Origin of the sequence: uncultured Desulfovibrio sp., assembly GCF_902477725.1 — a bacterium.
Classification (GTDB): Bacteria; Desulfobacterota; Desulfovibrionia; order Desulfovibrionales; family Desulfovibrionaceae; genus Desulfovibrio.
Window position 1 is genome coordinate 67,501 of sequence record NZ_CABSIF010000009.1, and the last position, 15,060, is coordinate 82,560.

Consider the following 15,060-nt stretch of genomic DNA (forward strand, 5'->3'; position numbering starts at 1 on the left):
TTTCAACGAATTTACGCTGATGGGCGGTGCAACCATCGCGGCCATAGCCCTTGGGCAATTACCCGAAGCGGTTGGCGTCATGCTCTTTTATTGCGTGGGTGAATTTGTACAGGAGCGCGCCGCCGGGCGTTCGCGTCGGTCGGTCAAGGCTCTGCTGGCCGCACGGCCAAGCATTGCCCACGAGATGCTGGACAACGGCGCCACACGTGATGTGGAACCCGAAGCCCTTGGCCCCGGCAGTCACATCCTTGTACGCCCCGGCGAAAAGATCCCGCTGGACGGTACCGTGCTTGAAGGCGATTCGCAGGTGGACACCTCGCCGCTTACGGGCGAATCCGTACCCCAGCGCATTGCCCCCGGCAGCAGGGTGCTCGCGGGCACCATCAATCTGAATGCGGCCCTTCGGGTCGAAGTGACAACGGCCTTTGCCGACTCCTCCATTGCCCGCATTCTGGAAATGGTCGAAAACGCCGTGGCCCGCAAGGCCCCTACGGAACGCTTCATCACCCGCATGGCCCGCTGGTACACCCCCGCAGTGACGGGCATTGCCTTTCTGGTGGCGGTGCTGCCCCCCCTGTTCGGACTTGGCCCCTTCTCTCAATGGATTTACCGCGCCCTTGTGCTGCTGGTCATTTCCTGCCCCTGCGCCCTGCTTATTTCCATTCCGCTGGGCTACTTTGGCGGCATTGGCGCGGCTTCGCGCCGGGGCATCCTTATCAAGGGCGGCGCGGTGCTCGACAACCTGCGCGACATCCGCGTGGCTGCGCTGGACAAGACCGGCACCCTCACCGAAGGCGTGTTTGAAGTAAACGCCGTGCTGCCCGCCGCAGGTGTTGCCCCCAATGATCTGCTGGCCGCCGCCGCGCTGGCGGAGAGCCGCTCCAACCACCCCATTGCCCGCTCTGTCATGCGCGCTGCGCAGCAGGAAGGCATTATGGTCGATGATGCATCACTCACAGGCATGGAAGAAATCCCCGGCATGGGCGTGGCTGCCGCTGCTGGTGGCCATGAACTTCTGGCAGGCAATGCCGCCCTGCTCACAAGCCGTGGCATTGCGCCTATGGATGTCAGCATGCCCGGCAGCGTGGTGCAGGTCGCCAAGGGCGGCAAACTGCTGGGCGCGCTGGTGGTGGCAGACCGTATCAAGCCGCAGTCGCCCGAAGCCATTCAGGAACTGCGCCGCCTCGGCATCCAGACTATCGCCATGCTTACGGGCGACAGGGAAGAACAGGCCCGCCCCGTGGCCCAGCGTCTGAAGCTGGACACCCTGCGCGCAGACCTGCTGCCCGAAGACAAGGCCGGAGCGCTTGAAGCACTTGGCCCGGTGAAGAACACCATCTTTGTGGGCGACGGCATCAACGATGCTCCGGTGCTGGCAACGGCAGGCGTGGGCGTGGCCATGGGTGGTCTGGGCGCAGAAGCCGCCATTGAAACCGCAGACGTGGTCATTCTGGACGACAACCCCGCCCGTCTGCCAGAGCTGCTGCGCATAGCGCGCCGCACACGCACCATTGTGTGGCAGAATATTGTTATGGCGCTGGGCATCAAGGCCTTGTTCATGGCGCTGGGCATCGTGGGCCTCTCCGGCCTTTGGGAAGCTGTGTTTGCCGATGTGGGCGTGGCCCTCATGGCTGTGCTCAACGCGGCCCGCGCTGGCAAGATAGACGTCTAGCAAGCAAATCGGGGGAAGAGGCCACAAAACCCCTTCCCCCGATTTTTATATTCTGTCCTGCCCTGTTCCGTGCTGCACCTCAGCGACACTGGCGGGCAAATCTTCTCAAAAAAGGAATCCGGCATCCTGCTGCGGCTGCAAACCCTTTACACGGCAGAGCGCTCCACGGTGTAGCCGCCCGCCTCCAGCGCTTCAATAGCCGGGACAAGCTTTTCCGCCTTCATCAATATATAGTCCGTATCAAAGGTCGACACGGCAAAAATGCTGATGCCCGCCTGCGCCAGTGTGGCCGACAAGCCCGCCATCACACCGGTAAGGCCAAAATCCATCTGCCCCGCTACGCGCAGTGCGCGCCAGCCGTCTTCCCGCGCCAGTGTGGCGTGGGGAATATCCGCAGTCAAGCAGACCACCGAAATTTCCGCATCAGTTTTGCCCACAAACAACCACGGCACATGAAAATTGACGGCGCGCAGGTTTTCCACCTTGCAGACGCTGAATTTTCCTTCAATTACTTGCAAGAGCATGCTTTCTCCGCCTTTTCATTCAGTTCGGTGTAAAAACTGGTCGGGCAGATCATATACCTAAGAAAGCAGCATTTTCAAGTGCCTGTAGGCCAAAGCTGTTGCCATGCGCCCACGCGGGGTGCGCTTTAAAAAGCCGCACTGGATAAGGTACGGCTCGTAAATATCTTCAATGGTTCGCACTTCTTCCGAGCAGGCAACGGCCAGAGTTTTGATACCCACCGGGCCGCCGTCATAGTGTTTGATGAGCACCTCCAGCAGCTTGCGGTCCATCTGATCCAGCCCCAGCTCGTCCACGTCCATGCGCTTGAGCGCCGCCGAAGCCTGTTCGCCAGTCACAAGCCCGTCACCGTGCACCAGGGCAAAGTCGCGCACACGGCGCAACAGACGGTTGGCAATGCGGGGCGTGCCGCGTGAACGGCGGCCAATTTCCGCAGCGCCGTCAGTGGAGACCTCCACGCCCAGGATGCGCGCCGTGCGCTGCACCACGCGGGCAAGGTCCTCCGGGCTGTAATATTCCAGCCGCGCCACAATGCCGAATCGGTCACGCAGGGGCGAAGAGATCAAGCCCATGCGCGTGGTCGCCCCCACAAGGGTGAAGGGCTCAAGATCAATCTTGACCGTGCGCGCCGCAGGCCCCTGCCCGATGACCAGATCGAGCTTGAAATCTTCCATGGCGGGATACAGCACTTCCTCCACGGCAATGGGCATGCGGTGGATTTCATCCACAAAAAGGATGTCGTGCCTGTTCAGATTGGTGAGGATGGCGGCAAGGTCCCCGCTGCGCTCAAGCACCGGCCCGGAGGTGCAGATAAGATTGACCCCCAGCTCGGAGGCCATGATCTGCGCCAGCGTGGTTTTGCCAAGCCCAGGATTGCCGTAAAAAAGCGTGTGGTCCAGCGCCTTGCCGCGCTCGCGCGCAGCCCCCAGATACACGCGCAGATTGGCGCGCAGTTCATTCTGCCCGATAAAGTCGTCAAGGCTGTGCGGGCGTACGCTTTCGTCAATGCCTGTGGTGCACTCCGCAACGCACGGGTTCGCAAGATCGGTCATCAGACCTTCCCCTTGGCGAGAGCCTTGAGGGTGGCGCGCAGCGCGCCGGTCACATCCAGATCAGGCTCTTCGTGCAGCAGTTTTTTGACCAAGGGCGCGCATTCGTCCGGCTCATAGCCAAGATTGCCCAAGCCGTCCAGCACATCGCGAAACACGGAACCGGGCCGCGTCCCCGTGGTCAACGCCGCCGCCTGCGGGGCGTCCTCGACCTTGAGCTTGTATTTCAGCTCAAGAAACACATGTTCGGCGGTTTTTTTGCCGATGCCCGAAACGCGGGTAAGGGCCAGCACGTCATCCTCAAATACAACCCGGCGCAGGTCGTCAGGACGAAAGATGGAAAGGATGCCAAGGGCCGTGCGCGCCCCCACCTTGGAGATGGAGACCAGCACTTCAAAGGTCTGGCGTTCTTCAAAGGTGGCAAAACCAAAAAGCTCCAGCGCATCTTCACGCACGGCAAGGCTGGTGTACAGCGCCAGGGGTTCCCCCCTGCCGGGCAGGCTGGCAAGCGTGTGGGCGGGCAGGGCCACTTCGTATCCCACGCCCCCCTCGGTGACGATCAGGCAGGCATTGCCCCATATTTCGGCCAGTCGGCCTTCAAGATAGGCGATCATGGATTCCTTGCGAGAAGTAAAGGTTGCTACCGCCAGAGCATAGACTGAAAGGCGAAGGGTTTCAAATGGCGCTTGCCGTGTATGGCGCCGCCGCCCCCAGTGGAACTTTGACCCGAAATTGCCTTATTTGGGAATAACGTCAGGTTCAATGCCAGGGATGTTCCCATCGGTTACGGCTGAAAGAACACGGAGCATCTGCACAAAATCTTTCTGCCCGCTCCCCAGGGCCCCAAAAAATTCCTTATCTATAACCTCGACCGTTGGCAGGCTGTTGCTCAGCCGGAGTTGCCCCTCATCTGAAAGGCTCACAGACTTGGCGCGGCTGTCCTGCGGGTGTGTCGTGCGCAGAATCAACCCCTTTTTTTCCAACAATACCGCAAGCTGTGAAATCGTCATCAAATCCATATCGGCAAGGTTTGCCACCATGCTCTGGGTCACGTACTCCTCATTTTGCGCCAGATAGCCGGTACAGGCCAGAAAAACGAACTGAGGGTGCGTGAGGCCGCACTTGGCGAGCGCTCTTCGGATAATACCGTGCCAGCGATTATATGCCCGTATAAAAAGCAAACCAGGGGAGGCTCCAGCCTCCCCCTGAAACTGTGAAGGAAAAACTACAGGCTTTCCGCCAGAATTTTCAAACGCCATAACACATCCGTCATATCCCCAGTGACTTTTTGGAAAAATGCATAATTTTCGTTTGTTATTTCACAATATTTTGGCAGAAGCGAGATGGAATGTTCCACAAAGCGTCGCCCATCGCGCTCTGAAATTTCATGCCCGAACTCTAGCCGTCCCATCCCCCCAAGGTCAACGGCATCCCGAAAACTCTTGTTGGTCTGCACCTCTGTAAAAACAAATCGGATCGGCGGCATGCCTTCTAGCTGCATGGTACCGCCCACACCCTCGGCAAATGGCCCGTCAAGCTCATACGATTCCAGATCTGTTTCCCATTGTCTTCGAAGTGAAAATTCGCTGTAGACTCTCCAAATATTTTCCGGCGTGGCGTTTACCGGCAATTCAAGTGACATCTTGAGCATGGCGTACTCCTTTGCGCTGCATTTAATAAGTATATTTATAATAAGTATACTTAATATTGAGAGTCAATCATAATCTTCCAATGGGGAGCTCTCTGTTAACCGCCAATGCCCACCATCTGTTTGTCTGCCACGGCGGAGCCTTTTTTGCGGGCCTTGAGCAGATCGGCCCCAATGGGTTTGCCAGCACAGGCCAGGCGGACCACGCGGGCCAGATGCCCGTCATCAAAACGCGGATTACGCAGAAGCCCCCGCAAGTGATATTCCCTGTCGTCAAACAGGCATGTGCGCAGGTTGCCGTCGCTGGTGAGCCGCAGCCTGTTGCACGTGCCGCAGAAATGACAGGATACAGCGGTGATAAATCCCATGCGGCCCTTGCCACCCTGCACAGCAAACATCTTGGCGGGGCCAGCCTCCGCGCTGCTGTCCTGCACGGGATCAAGGCGCACACGTCGCTCGGCTTCGGCCCGGATGTCTCCGGCAGACCAGAACGTCTCCGGCCCCCAGAGGGTGCCGCTGCCCATGGGCATAAATTCGATAAATCGCAGATCAACGGGCATGGTACGCACGGCATGAACAAAATCGTCCATCTGCCCGTCATTGACGCCGCGCATGGCGACAGCGTTGATTTTTACGCGAATGCCCGCTTGCAGCAGCCCGTCCAGCGAGGCGAGAACAGCGGGCAGCAGATCGCGCCCGGTCACTCTGGCAAAGGTTTCGCGGTCAAAGCTGTCGAGGGAAAGATTGACGGCGCTCACGCCCACAGAGCGCAGCAGCGGAATGTGCGGCTCAAGCAGTGTGCCGTTGGTGGTCAGGCGCAAATCAAGGGATGGGTAGCGCGTATGCAGCAGATGCAGCAGTTCGTCGCAGCCCTTGCGGGCAAAGGGTTCGCCCCCGGTAAGCCGCACCTTGGAAACGCCCAGCGCGGCCATCATGCCCACAAGGCGCGCCATTTCTTCATAGCGCAGCACCTTGGGGTGCGGAATGAACTTCTGGTTTATCTCGCTGCGGCAATAGGCGCAGCGCAGATTGCAGCGGTCAGTGACAGAAAGGCGCAGATACCGCACCACGCGGCCGTGCCCATCACACAGAGGGGCAGGATGCGCCAGTGGCGCGAGTTCTTCTCCGGGGGCGGCACAGTTGCCAAGAGGGGCAAATGGATTTACACATGCTTGCATGAAACACCTGCTATTCGGAGCCGCCCTGCTGGGCTGCCTTTGCATGACCGTTCCCGCGCTGGCCTGGGACGGCTTTGACGCCGATTCCGCCGACCTTGTCGAGGTCATCCCCGACCGCGTTCCCTCCAAGGGCGACACGGTGGATGTGCGCAACTATGACAAGGACGCCACGGAAACCTGCCTCGTTGAATCGGTTGCCCGCAATGCCCGCACTGTAGAACTTGTGGTGCGCACTCCTGCCGGAGTAGCCCGCACCCTTGTGATGGAAGGCCGTTAGCGGCTGTTGCCGAAAAGCATTTTGTGCCCCGCGTGGTTGTTGATCGCGCTTTGCGGCGCGCAGCCGGGAGCAGAAACGGCATTTTCGGAAACAGCCGCCCGTTCCAGCACTTAGTTATCGCCCGAATCGGCCTCATGCCCCGGCAACAGAATGCTCGGGCTTTCAGCCTGACCCTGCCCCTTGGGACACTGGGCCTGAAGATGGCAAATCTCACAGCCGCCCTTGAAGGGATAGTGCGTCACAACAGCATAACGGCGCGTAAGGGTGCCGAACGCCTCGCGGTATTCAATGCCCAACGAGGCCAGCGCCTCGCGCAGCGTTTCCGTGGGCCGCGGCGAAGGCGCGCAACCGGCATCTTCCACCTGGGGCAGGGCCTCCTGCACGGCAGCCATGCACATAAACTGGGCAAGGTTGTTGATCATAAAGCCGTCAGAGGCAGATTTTCCCCAGGCTTCATCCACAAAATTTTCCACTTCTTCCGGCAGCCAGACAGCCAGATACGAAATTTTGCCAGCCGCAATCTCACAAACGTTCAGTTGCGGCAGCCATTCGCCCCACAGGCCCACAAGACGTTCAAGAATCGCACCGCCAAGGCGCGTTTCCTTGCTCATGGACATGAAGGCTTCCAGATCAAAGTAGGGCTGCATTTCATGCCGCCGGATTTCATACGGTTTGCTGCTTGCCTCGCTCACTTGTTCTCCTTGGATGCTCATTGCCTGATTAGCCCGCGCGCTGCCGCGCCTGACCGTGCTTATGAGCCGCAGCAGATATTCTATCCATGCAAGGCACATCGTCAAGAGCATGTTTGCCGCAGCAAGGCTGTTGCATGGGCCGCAGAGCGGGGCTGGCGCTGCTTTTTGCGGTCATTTGATTCTTTCGCTCCAATTTTTTTACAGCGGGCTGACCGGGCATGATCCATGCAAAACAATGCCGCCCGCAGCGTGGAGAGCATGTTGCCTTTACTTGGCAGGGCCTCTTTTTTATCATATGCAATTGCCGCACAGCTGATGTCGTTGCTAACGGAGCCTCAGCCTGCGGCCAGGCCCCTGATACCACACACCACAAGGATGCCGCATGAACAAGCCCAGTGACCACCCCGCAAAGATCCGCTATAAATATCAGATGGATGAAAACGCAAGACTGCAAACAGCCCACGGCGTTTGGGGCGGCATAAATCCGCAGGGCGAGATCGAGATGAATTTTTATCACGAAAGCGATGCCCTGCCCGCTTTCTCTGAGCAGCTGGTGGCCCCCGACGGCTCCATCGGCCACGAAATTACCCCCGGCGAGATGGACGCGCGCGAAGTGAACCGCTGCATCCACAGCCGCGTGCTGCTCAACTACCACACGGCCCGCGCCGTGCTTGACTGGCTTGAAGACCGCGTGGCCGCCCTTGAAGAAGAAGGCGCGCATGGCATGTACGATGCAGACCTGGACATTGAGCAGTAATACAAGATCATGATTGAAAAGACCTACCACATCATCACTTTTGGCTGTCAGATGAACGTGCACGACTCCCACTGGCTGGGGCGTGCGCTCGGCGCGCGCGGTTTTTTTGAAGCGCCGCTTGAAGACGCGCAGGTGGTGGTGGTCAATACCTGTTCCGTGCGTGAAAAGCCGGAACAAAAGGTTATGAGCACGCTTGGCCGCATCCGTCAGGTTTCGGGCGGCAACCCCGCCGTGCTGGTGTGCGTGGCCGGATGCGTGGCCCAGCAACTTGGCGAAAGCATCTTTGAAAAAGAAAGCCAGGTGCGCCTTGTGGCGGGCAGCGACGGCATAGGCAATGCCCCTCAGGCCATTGAGCGCCTGCTGGAAAACCCCGCGCAGCGCCTCTCCCTGCTTGATTTTACAAGCCAGTATGTGGAGCGCGAAGGCACAACCGAACCCGGCGTGGTCAGCGGTTCCGTAGCCTACGCCAATATCATGCAGGGGTGCGACAATTTCTGCGCCTACTGCATTGTGCCCTTCACCCGGGGCCGCCAGAAATCGCGCAGCAGTACGGCCATTCTTGACGAATGCAAGGCGCTGATCGACAACGGCGCGAGAGAAATCACCCTGCTTGGGCAGAACGTCAACGCATTCGGGCAGGATAAAAGCGGCGACGGCACAAGCTTTGCCGCCCTGCTGCGCAAGGTTGCCGCCCTGCCGGGCCTTGAGCGCCTGCGCTACGTTACCCCGCATCCCAAGGATATGGGGCCGGAAGATATCGCCGCCTTTGCGGAGCTGCCCCAGCTCTGCCCCCGCTTGCACCTGCCCATGCAGGCAGGCTCGGACGCGGTGCTGACCCGCATGAAACGCCGCTACGACAGCGGGGCCTTTCTTGATCTGGTGGAACGCCTGCGCGCAGCCCGGCCCGATCTGGCCCTCTCCACTGATCTTATTGTGGGCTTTCCCGGTGAAAGCGAGCAGGATTTTCAGGACACGTTGCAGATGATGCGCGCCAGCAACTTCATGTCCAGCTTCTCCTTTTGTTACTCAGACAGGCCAGGAACGCGGGCCTCGCTGTTCCCCGACAAAATCCCCGCCGATGTTGCCCAGGACAGGCTGTTGCGCCTCCAGGCCCTTCAGGATGAACTTGGCGCGCGCTGGTTGCAGCAGCGGGTAGGCGGCGAAACCACCCTGCTGATCGAAAACCGCAGCCCCAAGGAAGGCCAGGGGCCGGAGCCAAGCTGGCAAGGTCGCGACCCCTACGGCGCGCCCGTGCATGTGGAGCTGCCGCCGCAAGTGGATCACACGGGCCGCATGGTGCGGGTGAGGATTACAGAGGCCAAAAAGCACAGCCTCATGGCCCAACGATTGGGGGAACCATGGTAGAAATGCGCGTTTTCGGGCTCACCATCGACCCGCAGAGCAAAACGCCCATCGTGGTGTTGCGCGAAGCCAGCGGCGATGCCGTGCTGCCCGTCTGGGTGGGAGCCATGGAGGCCATGGCCATTTCTCTGGTGCTCAACAACGAAAATCTGCCCCGCCCGCTCACGCACGACCTGTTTCTCATGACGCTCAAAGCCTTTAAGGCCGAACTGCGGCGCGTGGAGATCAACGACCTGCGCGAAGGCACTTTCTACGCGGTGCTTGTACTTTCCGGCCCGGAAGGCAGAACGCGAGTGGACTGCCGCCCCTCGGACGCCATTGCCCTGGCCATGCGCGCAGGGGCACCCATTCTTGTGGAAGAAGAAGTACTGCGCCTTTCTGCCGAAGAGCAGCAACGGGCAGAACAAAGCACTGCCGTGGAAGTTACCACGCCGACTCCTGATGCCGCCACTGACATGGTGCGCCGCGTTGGTGCCCAAAAAGAGGCGGATATGCTGGGCGGCGCCCTGCTGCGCCACGGTGAGCTGCCCCCCTCCCTCTCTGCGGATGAAGAAACCCGATACCGCGAGATGCTGCGTTCTCTTGATCCGATTTCACGCCGAAAGATGTAACCAGCGGCAACAATTCTCTTTATCTTTACCACACCCGCGTTTGCATGAATGTGCGCGTGGGTTTGGGCATCTTCTGTTTTCCCCCATTTTTCGCTCAGGCAGCGTTTTTCAGAGGCGATACGGCAGCCTTTGCGGGCATGCCGGGGCGGGTGCGGTCAGGCCTGCACCCGGCAGATTCAGGTTTTTTCCAGAACTCTAAAAATATTCTAAATAAAAAATGCTTCACCAACTGGCTAAAATCATGAATAAATTTTTTCATCCCGCGCCAATAGCCGATTTCCGATCCCTAAAGATATAGCGTCTTGCTCCGATTATTAGCAGCAATGGGGAAGAGAACCATGCTGCACTATCGACTATTCAAAGAAATCAACGACCTTTTTGCCTCCGGGCATGTCGAACAGGCCCGCCGCCTGCTCATGGAAGTGCAATCGCGCAGCATAGCCCTGCACGATGAGCTTAACCTGCTGCAGACCCGCCTGAAGACCCTTGAAGAAGCCGTTGAGCTTGCCAGCAACCTGTTCCGCCGCAACGGTCTCTACTGGCTCAAGGCCAAGGATATCAATCTTGGGCCGTTCTGCCCGCGCTGCTATGAAAACGAGGGTGGGCTTATCCGCCTTGAACGGGCAGATGGCACGCTGCACTGCCCCTACTGTCACGCAGTTCTCTCCTGCCCGCCGGAATTCTGCGGCAGCGAGGATGCGCAGCCACGTGCGCGCATAATACCTTTTGCCAATTAAGCTGGTTCTGACAGATCAAACACATAAACACCTTGCCGCCACGACCAGCGACAAGGTGTTTTTTTATGGAGGAACAAGCCATTACGCCCATTCGCGACAGGCATTCATCAAATTTCACGGCCCTGTTTTCTTGCGCAAGCCCGCTCCAGCGGGTATAGTGCATTTACGGAAGCCACTGCCAGCCCTTCCTGCCGGCAGCTTTTCAACTGGTTATTCCGACAAGGACAAGCATGACCCGCCCACGGCAGATCCATGTTCTTCTTCTCAGCGAAAGCGAATCAATGGCCGCTCTGGACAGACGCGCTCTGCGCGAAGTCGGGGTTGACCGCACTGAAGGTCTGACCTCCGGCGTGGCGGCAGCCCGCATGCTGGCTGGCCTTGACGAATTTCCCCCTTCTTTCAAGCCCGATGTGGTCATCTGCTCGCAGCGTCTTTCTGATATGGACGGCGAACAGTTTTGCGCCATTTTGCGTCTGCACCCCCTGCTGCTCGACATGCCCGTGCTGCTGATTCTGCCCCACGACAGCGAGGTGGAGCAGCTCCGCACTCTCGGCTGCGGTGCAAGCGCCCTCATATCAAGGCCTTACTCGTTCAGCCAGCTCAAGGCCCATCTTGATTTTCTGGCCAACTCGCGTTCTTCGCTTGATGATCTGGAAAAAGCCGCCCACCTTGCAGACACCAGAGCCTTTGACGAAGCCGTGGCCACCTACGGCATCCTGCTCAAGCCCATTCGCCAGCCCGAAGACTATTTTCGCGTGGGCATGCAGTGCCTTGAACAACGCAAATGGAACAGCGCCATCAATGCCTTCCAGCGGGCCATGCGCGGCGCGCTTATTCAGGGCAAGGCGGAGCTGGGCATGGCCGCGGCGTGGAAGGGCAAGGGCGACATGGCCCGCTACCGCCACTATCTTTCGCTGGCGGCAGCCACATTTGTGCGCGCGCGGCAGTGGAACCGCGCCCGCGCGGTTTATGCCCGCATGCTTCAGGAAGATCCCGCAGCGCGAAGCCCGTTTTTGTCCGAGGCCTTGCAGCAGATACGCCAGGGCAACTTTGATTTTGCAGCAGGAATTTTGGCTCAGGGGTACGAAATCACCCCCAGAGAACAGATCAGTGAGCGCATGGCTCAGATATGCCTTGCAACAGATACCCCGGACGACATGCTGAAAAGCATGGAAGCCTGCCTTGAACAGGCCCTGGGCGCTGACGCCGAAGCCTTGAGCGCAGAAATCCGCACCACGCTTGAAGCCCTGACCCGCGAGGCCGAGGCCAAAAAGCTTGAAGACGCGGCAGAACGCCAGTGGCGGGCAGGCCGTCAGGCCGCCAGGGAGCGTGGGGACGCAGAAGGCGCGCCCGCAGAATGGGCAAATGACCCCTTGATGCAGGTGGGTCAGGCTCAAATGGGCAATGCGCAGGCCAATCAGGCACAGGCCGCAGGCACAGCCCCCCAGGCTGGAGCACGGCAACGCGGGCAAGTTGGCATTGCCCTTGCCGACGAGGACGAACCGGATATGCCCTCCCAGCAGGGTTCTGCCGCCAAATCAGGCAATCTGCGCGCCGGGCAGGGTGCATCCTCGCCAGTCATCCCCTTGTGGGGTGAGCACGAGGGCGCAGCCCAATCAACGCAGAACACCCGCACCGCACAAGACGCACAGCCTGCCATTTCAGGCAATACCCCCATCCCGCCGCTGCTTGACCCGCTCGCGCGCGGCAAGAGCTCCGGAAGCCTGATTGGCGGCAAGAGCAGCCTCACGGACATGATGTCCATAGTAAAATTTACCTGGAAGCAGGCCTTCCGTAAATAACAGCTAAAGGCCTGACGGTATTTCTTCTCCAGCGTAGCCAGTATTGAAGAGGCGCAGGCGGGCTTTGCCCGCCTGCGCCTCTTTTTACGCTCATACCGTACCCGGCCGCAGAAAAACATATTCTGACGCAGTCGGGATAACGCGATGGTGCCGCTCTAACGCTTCACGCGCTGGAGCATGTCTTCGGTTGTGAGCGAGTGCAGATGCCGCACCCGCCAGAGGTAACATGCCGCCCCGAATCCCAGGGCCACGATGTAGGCAATCCAAAAGCCTGCCGCACCCATTGAGGGGACCAGAAGATTTGTACGCGCCAGCGCAAAACCCAAGGGCAGCCCGATAATCCAGTAGGCTGCAAAGCAGATGACAGAAATAATCCGCGTATCATTATGCCCGCGCAGAATGCCGATGCCCGTCACCTGCAAGCCGTCCACAATCTGGTAAGCGGCCTGATAAAGCAGGAGTTGCATGGCCAGGGCGGCCACCGCCGCATCCTGGGTATAAATGGCCACAATACTATGTCGGAACAGCACTGTAAGCGTAGCAATGAGCAGCGCAAAAACAACGCTCAGGGTCAGGGCCGTGCGGGCCACAATTTTAGCGCGCTCGGCCTGCTGCGCCCCAAGGTAGCGGCCAACGCGTATGGTGGCCGTCATGCTGATGGAAAGCGGCACCATGAACACCAGCGCCCCAAAGTTAAGGGCAATCTGATGCCCAGCCACCATGACCGTACCCAAAGGAGCAAGCAGAATAGCGCTGAGGGCAAAGAGCGAAACTTCAAAAAACAGGGCCAGCGCGCCGGGAAAGCCAATGCGGAACACCCGCAAGACCAGCGCACCATCAAAGCGCGGCTCTTCTGCGCTGCCGCCACGGAACAGGGGAGCAAACACCGGCCCCAGGCATTTATACTGCGGGTCGCGGCGCAGATAATACAACATGCACAGGCCCATAAACCAGAAGCTGATGGCAGAGGCCACGCCGCAGCCCACGCCGCCAAGCTCCGGCAAACCGAACTTGCCGTAAATGAATACGTAGTTGCAGGGAACATTGAGCGCCAGCCCGAGCAGGCCTATGACCATGGCGGGACGAGTGCGGGAAAAGCCCTCAAGAAAGCTGCGCAGATTCACAAAAAGCAGAAAACCCGGCAAACCCCACATGATGGCGCGCAGGTACGCCCCTGCCATGTCAGCAAGCGCGGGCTCAAGCCCAAAAAGGTCCAGATGGAACGAAACTGCGTAATAAAAGCTCACCAGCACAACGCTCAGGCCAAGAGTAAGCCACAGGCCCTGCCGCAGCAGGTGCGCCGCTCGGTCAGGCCGTCCGGAGCCAACAAATTGCGCACTCAGGGGAGAGAGCGCCAGCAGGCAGCCAATGCCAAGCAGGGCCACAGGGGCCCATATGGAACCCGCAACGGCCACAGCGGCCAGAGCCTGAGCGCTGTAGAGCCCGCTCATGGCAGTATCGGCAAAGGTCATGCCCGTTTGCGAAAGCTGGGCAATGAAGATGGGCAGCCCCACCGCATAAAAACGGCGGGCCTCTGAAAGGGAGAATATTTTTTCAAACATAGGGTTCTCGCAGGTGATCCGTGGCGGGCGTCAGGGCCAGCGCCAGAGCAAGCCGGAAAAGTCCGGGGTAAAACGTGTTCCGTCCGCGCCGCAACGCGCGAAACATGGGAGGTAAAAGGGTTACGGGCCGGGTTTGCCCTGCCTGGCTAGAGCAGTTAACTCATTTCATTCGTAACCTGCTTCAGGGGTTGTCTCTAAATAAATGATTTTGTGCCAAGGGCAAGGAAAAAGGCTTTTTTTACGAAAGGAGTGTACTCTTACGGTACATGACTGGAGTAAAAAATGGCCTTTTGACGCAGCCAGTTGGCCAAAAGAATTATTTAGAAACAGCCCCTAGCGCAAAAACAGCCCTTCAGAAGGCAGGGGCTTGCCCATGATATCCGCAGCCCGGCCCACAAGGGATTGAATGGCCGCACGCCCCGCCGGGCCGAGATCAAGGCTGAAATCCGTCACAAAGGTCTTGATGTGGGCGCTGGTGACGCTTTCTTCCATCTCCTGCGCATGAGAGCGGATAAATTCGCGCGAATCACCGGGGTGCGCGTTGGCGTAAGCCAGACTGGCAGTGATGGTATTCTGCACGCGGCGGGCAAGGGGTATGGGCAGGTCGCGCCGCACGGCAATGGCGCCCAGCGGCAGCGGCAGAGAAAACTCCGCCTCCCACCACTGCCCCAGATCAAGCAGTTTTACAAGCCCCTGACGCGCATAGGTAAAGCGCCCCTCGTGGATTATCAGACCAAGATCAGCCTCGCCATTGCTCACGGCAGACATAACATCGCTGAACAGCATTTCCTTGCGCGGCCCCTGAAAACCGCCGTGCAGGGTCAGCAGAAGATTGGCAGTGGTCAGCAGGCCGGGAACCGCCACAGTGGCATTGCGCCAGTCTTCGGGCTTGAGGTTTTTGCGCGCCACCACAAGGGGGCCGCAACCCCAGCCAAGCGCCGCGCCCGAAGACAGCAGGGCATAATCCTGCATGATTTCAGTGGTTGCGCCAAGCGACATCTTGGTGACGTCCAGCGCCTTTTGCCGGGCAAGATTGTTCAGTTCTTCCACATCGGCCATATGCGGGGTGATAGGCGCGGGAACAGGCACCAGCCCGTGCAGCATGGCATGAAAAATATAGGTATCATTGGGGCAGGGCGAAAGACCGAATGACAGATTTGGCGGCGGCAAGGCAGACATTTTTTCCTCACG

17 protein-coding genes (1 of these 17 only partly in view) are annotated in these 15,060 nt (G+C 59.1%); 7 read left to right on the forward strand and 10 right to left on the reverse strand.

Going from position 1 to position 15,060, the window contains the following annotated elements; all coding sequences use genetic code 11:
* Positions 1 to 1,672 carry the 3' portion of a heavy metal translocating P-type ATPase gene (locus RDK48_RS09880; protein WP_298994582.1) on the forward strand. 338 nt of this gene lie to the left of the window's left edge, so 1,672 of the gene's 2,010 nt are visible here — the last part of the coding sequence; its start codon lies off the left edge, out of view; the stop codon is at positions 1,670 to 1,672.
* 146 nt (positions 1,673 to 1,818) lie between these two features.
* Here RDK48_RS09880 and RDK48_RS09885 read toward each other — a convergent pair whose 3' ends face one another.
* The 6 genes from RDK48_RS09885 to moaA form a co-directional block, all read right to left on the reverse strand.
* On the reverse strand, positions 1,819 to 2,196 hold the full coding sequence (locus RDK48_RS09885) for an ACT domain-containing protein (protein WP_298994584.1): 378 nt from the start codon (positions 2,194 to 2,196) through the stop codon (positions 1,819 to 1,821).
* Between the two features lie 57 nt (positions 2,197 to 2,253).
* Complete coding sequence (ruvB, locus tag RDK48_RS09890) at positions 2,254 to 3,246, reverse strand: Holliday junction branch migration DNA helicase RuvB (protein ID WP_298994588.1); 993 nt, start codon at positions 3,244 to 3,246, stop codon at positions 2,254 to 2,256.
* The gene (gene ruvA / locus RDK48_RS09895) at positions 3,246 to 3,857 is read right to left on the reverse strand and encodes a Holliday junction branch migration protein RuvA (RefSeq protein ID WP_298994593.1); all 612 of its coding nucleotides are present in this window, start codon (positions 3,855 to 3,857) and stop codon (positions 3,246 to 3,248) included. The genes ruvB and ruvA overlap by 1 nt, the downstream gene beginning before the upstream one ends.
* Before the next feature lie 123 nt (positions 3,858 to 3,980).
* A complete protein-coding gene (locus RDK48_RS09900; protein ID WP_298994598.1) occupies positions 3,981 to 4,502 on the reverse strand; it encodes a MarR family winged helix-turn-helix transcriptional regulator in 522 nt (173 codons plus the stop codon).
* Positions 4,469 to 4,894: an SRPBCC family protein gene (locus RDK48_RS09905; protein WP_298994604.1), complete on the reverse strand. Its 426-nt coding sequence runs from the start codon at positions 4,892 to 4,894 to the stop codon at positions 4,469 to 4,471. The genes RDK48_RS09900 and RDK48_RS09905 overlap by 34 nt, the downstream gene beginning before the upstream one ends.
* A 95-nt stretch (positions 4,895 to 4,989) precedes the next feature.
* On the reverse strand, positions 4,990 to 6,069 hold the full coding sequence (gene moaA / locus RDK48_RS09910; protein WP_298994607.1) for a GTP 3',8-cyclase MoaA: 1,080 nt from the start codon (positions 6,067 to 6,069) through the stop codon (positions 4,990 to 4,992).
* Between moaA and RDK48_RS09915 the strand changes: the two genes are divergently transcribed.
* Positions 6,068 to 6,346, forward strand: a complete 279-nt coding sequence (locus tag RDK48_RS09915) for a DUF5334 domain-containing protein (RefSeq protein WP_298994609.1) — start codon at positions 6,068 to 6,070, stop codon at positions 6,344 to 6,346. The two genes, moaA and RDK48_RS09915, sit on opposite strands and share 2 nt — an antisense overlap.
* Positions 6,347 to 6,456: 110 nt before the next feature.
* Here RDK48_RS09915 and RDK48_RS09920 read toward each other — a convergent pair whose 3' ends face one another.
* Complete coding sequence (locus tag RDK48_RS09920; RefSeq protein WP_240825017.1) at positions 6,457 to 6,993, reverse strand: hypothetical protein; 537 nt, start codon at positions 6,991 to 6,993, stop codon at positions 6,457 to 6,459.
* Positions 6,994 to 7,420: 427 nt separating this feature from the next.
* On the opposite strand from RDK48_RS09920, the gene RDK48_RS09925 reads away from it, so the two are divergent.
* The 3 genes from RDK48_RS09925 to RDK48_RS09935 are packed head-to-tail and all read left to right on the forward strand — an operon-like array spanning position 7,421 to position 9,768.
* Positions 7,421 to 7,795 (forward strand): hypothetical protein, encoded by a 375-nt coding sequence (locus RDK48_RS09925; RefSeq protein WP_022657263.1) that lies wholly within the window; start codon positions 7,421 to 7,423, stop codon positions 7,793 to 7,795.
* Between the two features lie 9 nt (positions 7,796 to 7,804).
* Positions 7,805 to 9,160: a tRNA (N6-isopentenyl adenosine(37)-C2)-methylthiotransferase MiaB gene (gene miaB / locus RDK48_RS09930; RefSeq protein ID WP_298994617.1), complete on the forward strand. Its 1,356-nt coding sequence runs from the start codon at positions 7,805 to 7,807 to the stop codon at positions 9,158 to 9,160.
* Positions 9,154 to 9,768, forward strand: coding sequence for a bifunctional nuclease family protein (locus RDK48_RS09935; protein ID WP_298994620.1), 615 nt, complete (start codon positions 9,154 to 9,156; stop codon positions 9,766 to 9,768). The genes miaB and RDK48_RS09935 overlap by 7 nt, the downstream gene beginning before the upstream one ends.
* Before the next feature lie 94 nt (positions 9,769 to 9,862).
* On the opposite strand, the gene RDK48_RS09940 is transcribed toward RDK48_RS09935, so the two are convergent.
* Complete coding sequence (locus tag RDK48_RS09940) at positions 9,863 to 10,027, reverse strand: hypothetical protein (protein WP_298994625.1); 165 nt, start codon at positions 10,025 to 10,027, stop codon at positions 9,863 to 9,865.
* Positions 10,028 to 10,106: 79 nt separating this feature from the next.
* On the opposite strand from RDK48_RS09940, the gene RDK48_RS09945 reads away from it, so the two are divergent.
* Entirely contained in the window at positions 10,107 to 10,505 is a 399-nt protein-coding gene (locus RDK48_RS09945; RefSeq protein WP_298994628.1) for a hypothetical protein, read from the forward strand.
* A 230-nt stretch (positions 10,506 to 10,735) separates the two neighbouring features.
* Positions 10,736 to 12,307, forward strand: coding sequence for a response regulator (locus RDK48_RS09950; RefSeq protein WP_298994631.1), 1,572 nt, complete (start codon positions 10,736 to 10,738; stop codon positions 12,305 to 12,307).
* A 155-nt stretch (positions 12,308 to 12,462) separates the two neighbouring features.
* Here the strand turns inward: RDK48_RS09950 and RDK48_RS09955 are convergent, their stop codons facing one another.
* Together RDK48_RS09955 and RDK48_RS09960 are read right to left on the reverse strand one after the other, a co-directional pair.
* Entirely contained in the window at positions 12,463 to 13,869 is a 1,407-nt protein-coding gene (locus RDK48_RS09955; protein ID WP_298994634.1) for an MATE family efflux transporter, read from the reverse strand.
* Between the two features lie 333 nt (positions 13,870 to 14,202).
* On the reverse strand, positions 14,203 to 15,048 hold the full coding sequence (locus tag RDK48_RS09960) for a 1,4-dihydroxy-6-naphthoate synthase (protein WP_298994637.1): 846 nt from the start codon (positions 15,046 to 15,048) through the stop codon (positions 14,203 to 14,205).
* Positions 15,049 to 15,060: the final 12 nt, after the last annotated feature.

Bases quoted from the DNA above. Each gene is read 5' to 3' on its own strand.
- RDK48_RS09885 (WP_298994584.1), bottom strand. From the start codon at position 2,196: ATGCTCTTGCAAGTAATTGAAGGAAAATTCAGCGTCTGCAAGGTGGAA.
- ruvB (WP_298994588.1), bottom strand. From the start codon at position 3,246: ATGACCGATCTTGCGAACCCGTGCGTTGCGGAGTGCACCACAGGCATT.
- ruvA (WP_298994593.1), bottom strand. From the start codon at position 3,857: ATGATCGCCTATCTTGAAGGCCGACTGGCCGAAATATGGGGCAATGCC.
- RDK48_RS09900 (WP_298994598.1), bottom strand. From the start codon at position 4,502: ATGGCGTTTGAAAATTCTGGCGGAAAGCCTGTAGTTTTTCCTTCACAG.
- RDK48_RS09905 (WP_298994604.1), bottom strand. From the start codon at position 4,894: ATGCTCAAGATGTCACTTGAATTGCCGGTAAACGCCACGCCGGAAAAT.
- RDK48_RS09915 (WP_298994609.1), top strand. From the start codon at position 6,068: ATGAAACACCTGCTATTCGGAGCCGCCCTGCTGGGCTGCCTTTGCATG.
- moaA (WP_298994607.1), bottom strand. From the start codon at position 6,069: ATGCAAGCATGTGTAAATCCATTTGCCCCTCTTGGCAACTGTGCCGCC.
- RDK48_RS09920 (WP_240825017.1), bottom strand. From the start codon at position 6,993: ATGCAGCCCTACTTTGATCTGGAAGCCTTCATGTCCATGAGCAAGGAA.
- RDK48_RS09925 (WP_022657263.1), top strand. From the start codon at position 7,421: ATGAACAAGCCCAGTGACCACCCCGCAAAGATCCGCTATAAATATCAG.
- miaB (WP_298994617.1), top strand. From the start codon at position 7,805: ATGATTGAAAAGACCTACCACATCATCACTTTTGGCTGTCAGATGAAC.
- RDK48_RS09935 (WP_298994620.1), top strand. From the start codon at position 9,154: ATGGTAGAAATGCGCGTTTTCGGGCTCACCATCGACCCGCAGAGCAAA.
- RDK48_RS09940 (WP_298994625.1), bottom strand. From the start codon at position 10,027: ATGAAAAAATTTATTCATGATTTTAGCCAGTTGGTGAAGCATTTTTTA.
- RDK48_RS09945 (WP_298994628.1), top strand. From the start codon at position 10,107: ATGCTGCACTATCGACTATTCAAAGAAATCAACGACCTTTTTGCCTCC.
- RDK48_RS09950 (WP_298994631.1), top strand. From the start codon at position 10,736: ATGACCCGCCCACGGCAGATCCATGTTCTTCTTCTCAGCGAAAGCGAA.
- RDK48_RS09955 (WP_298994634.1), bottom strand. From the start codon at position 13,869: ATGTTTGAAAAAATATTCTCCCTTTCAGAGGCCCGCCGTTTTTATGCG.
- RDK48_RS09960 (WP_298994637.1), bottom strand. From the start codon at position 15,048: ATGTCTGCCTTGCCGCCGCCAAATCTGTCATTCGGTCTTTCGCCCTGC.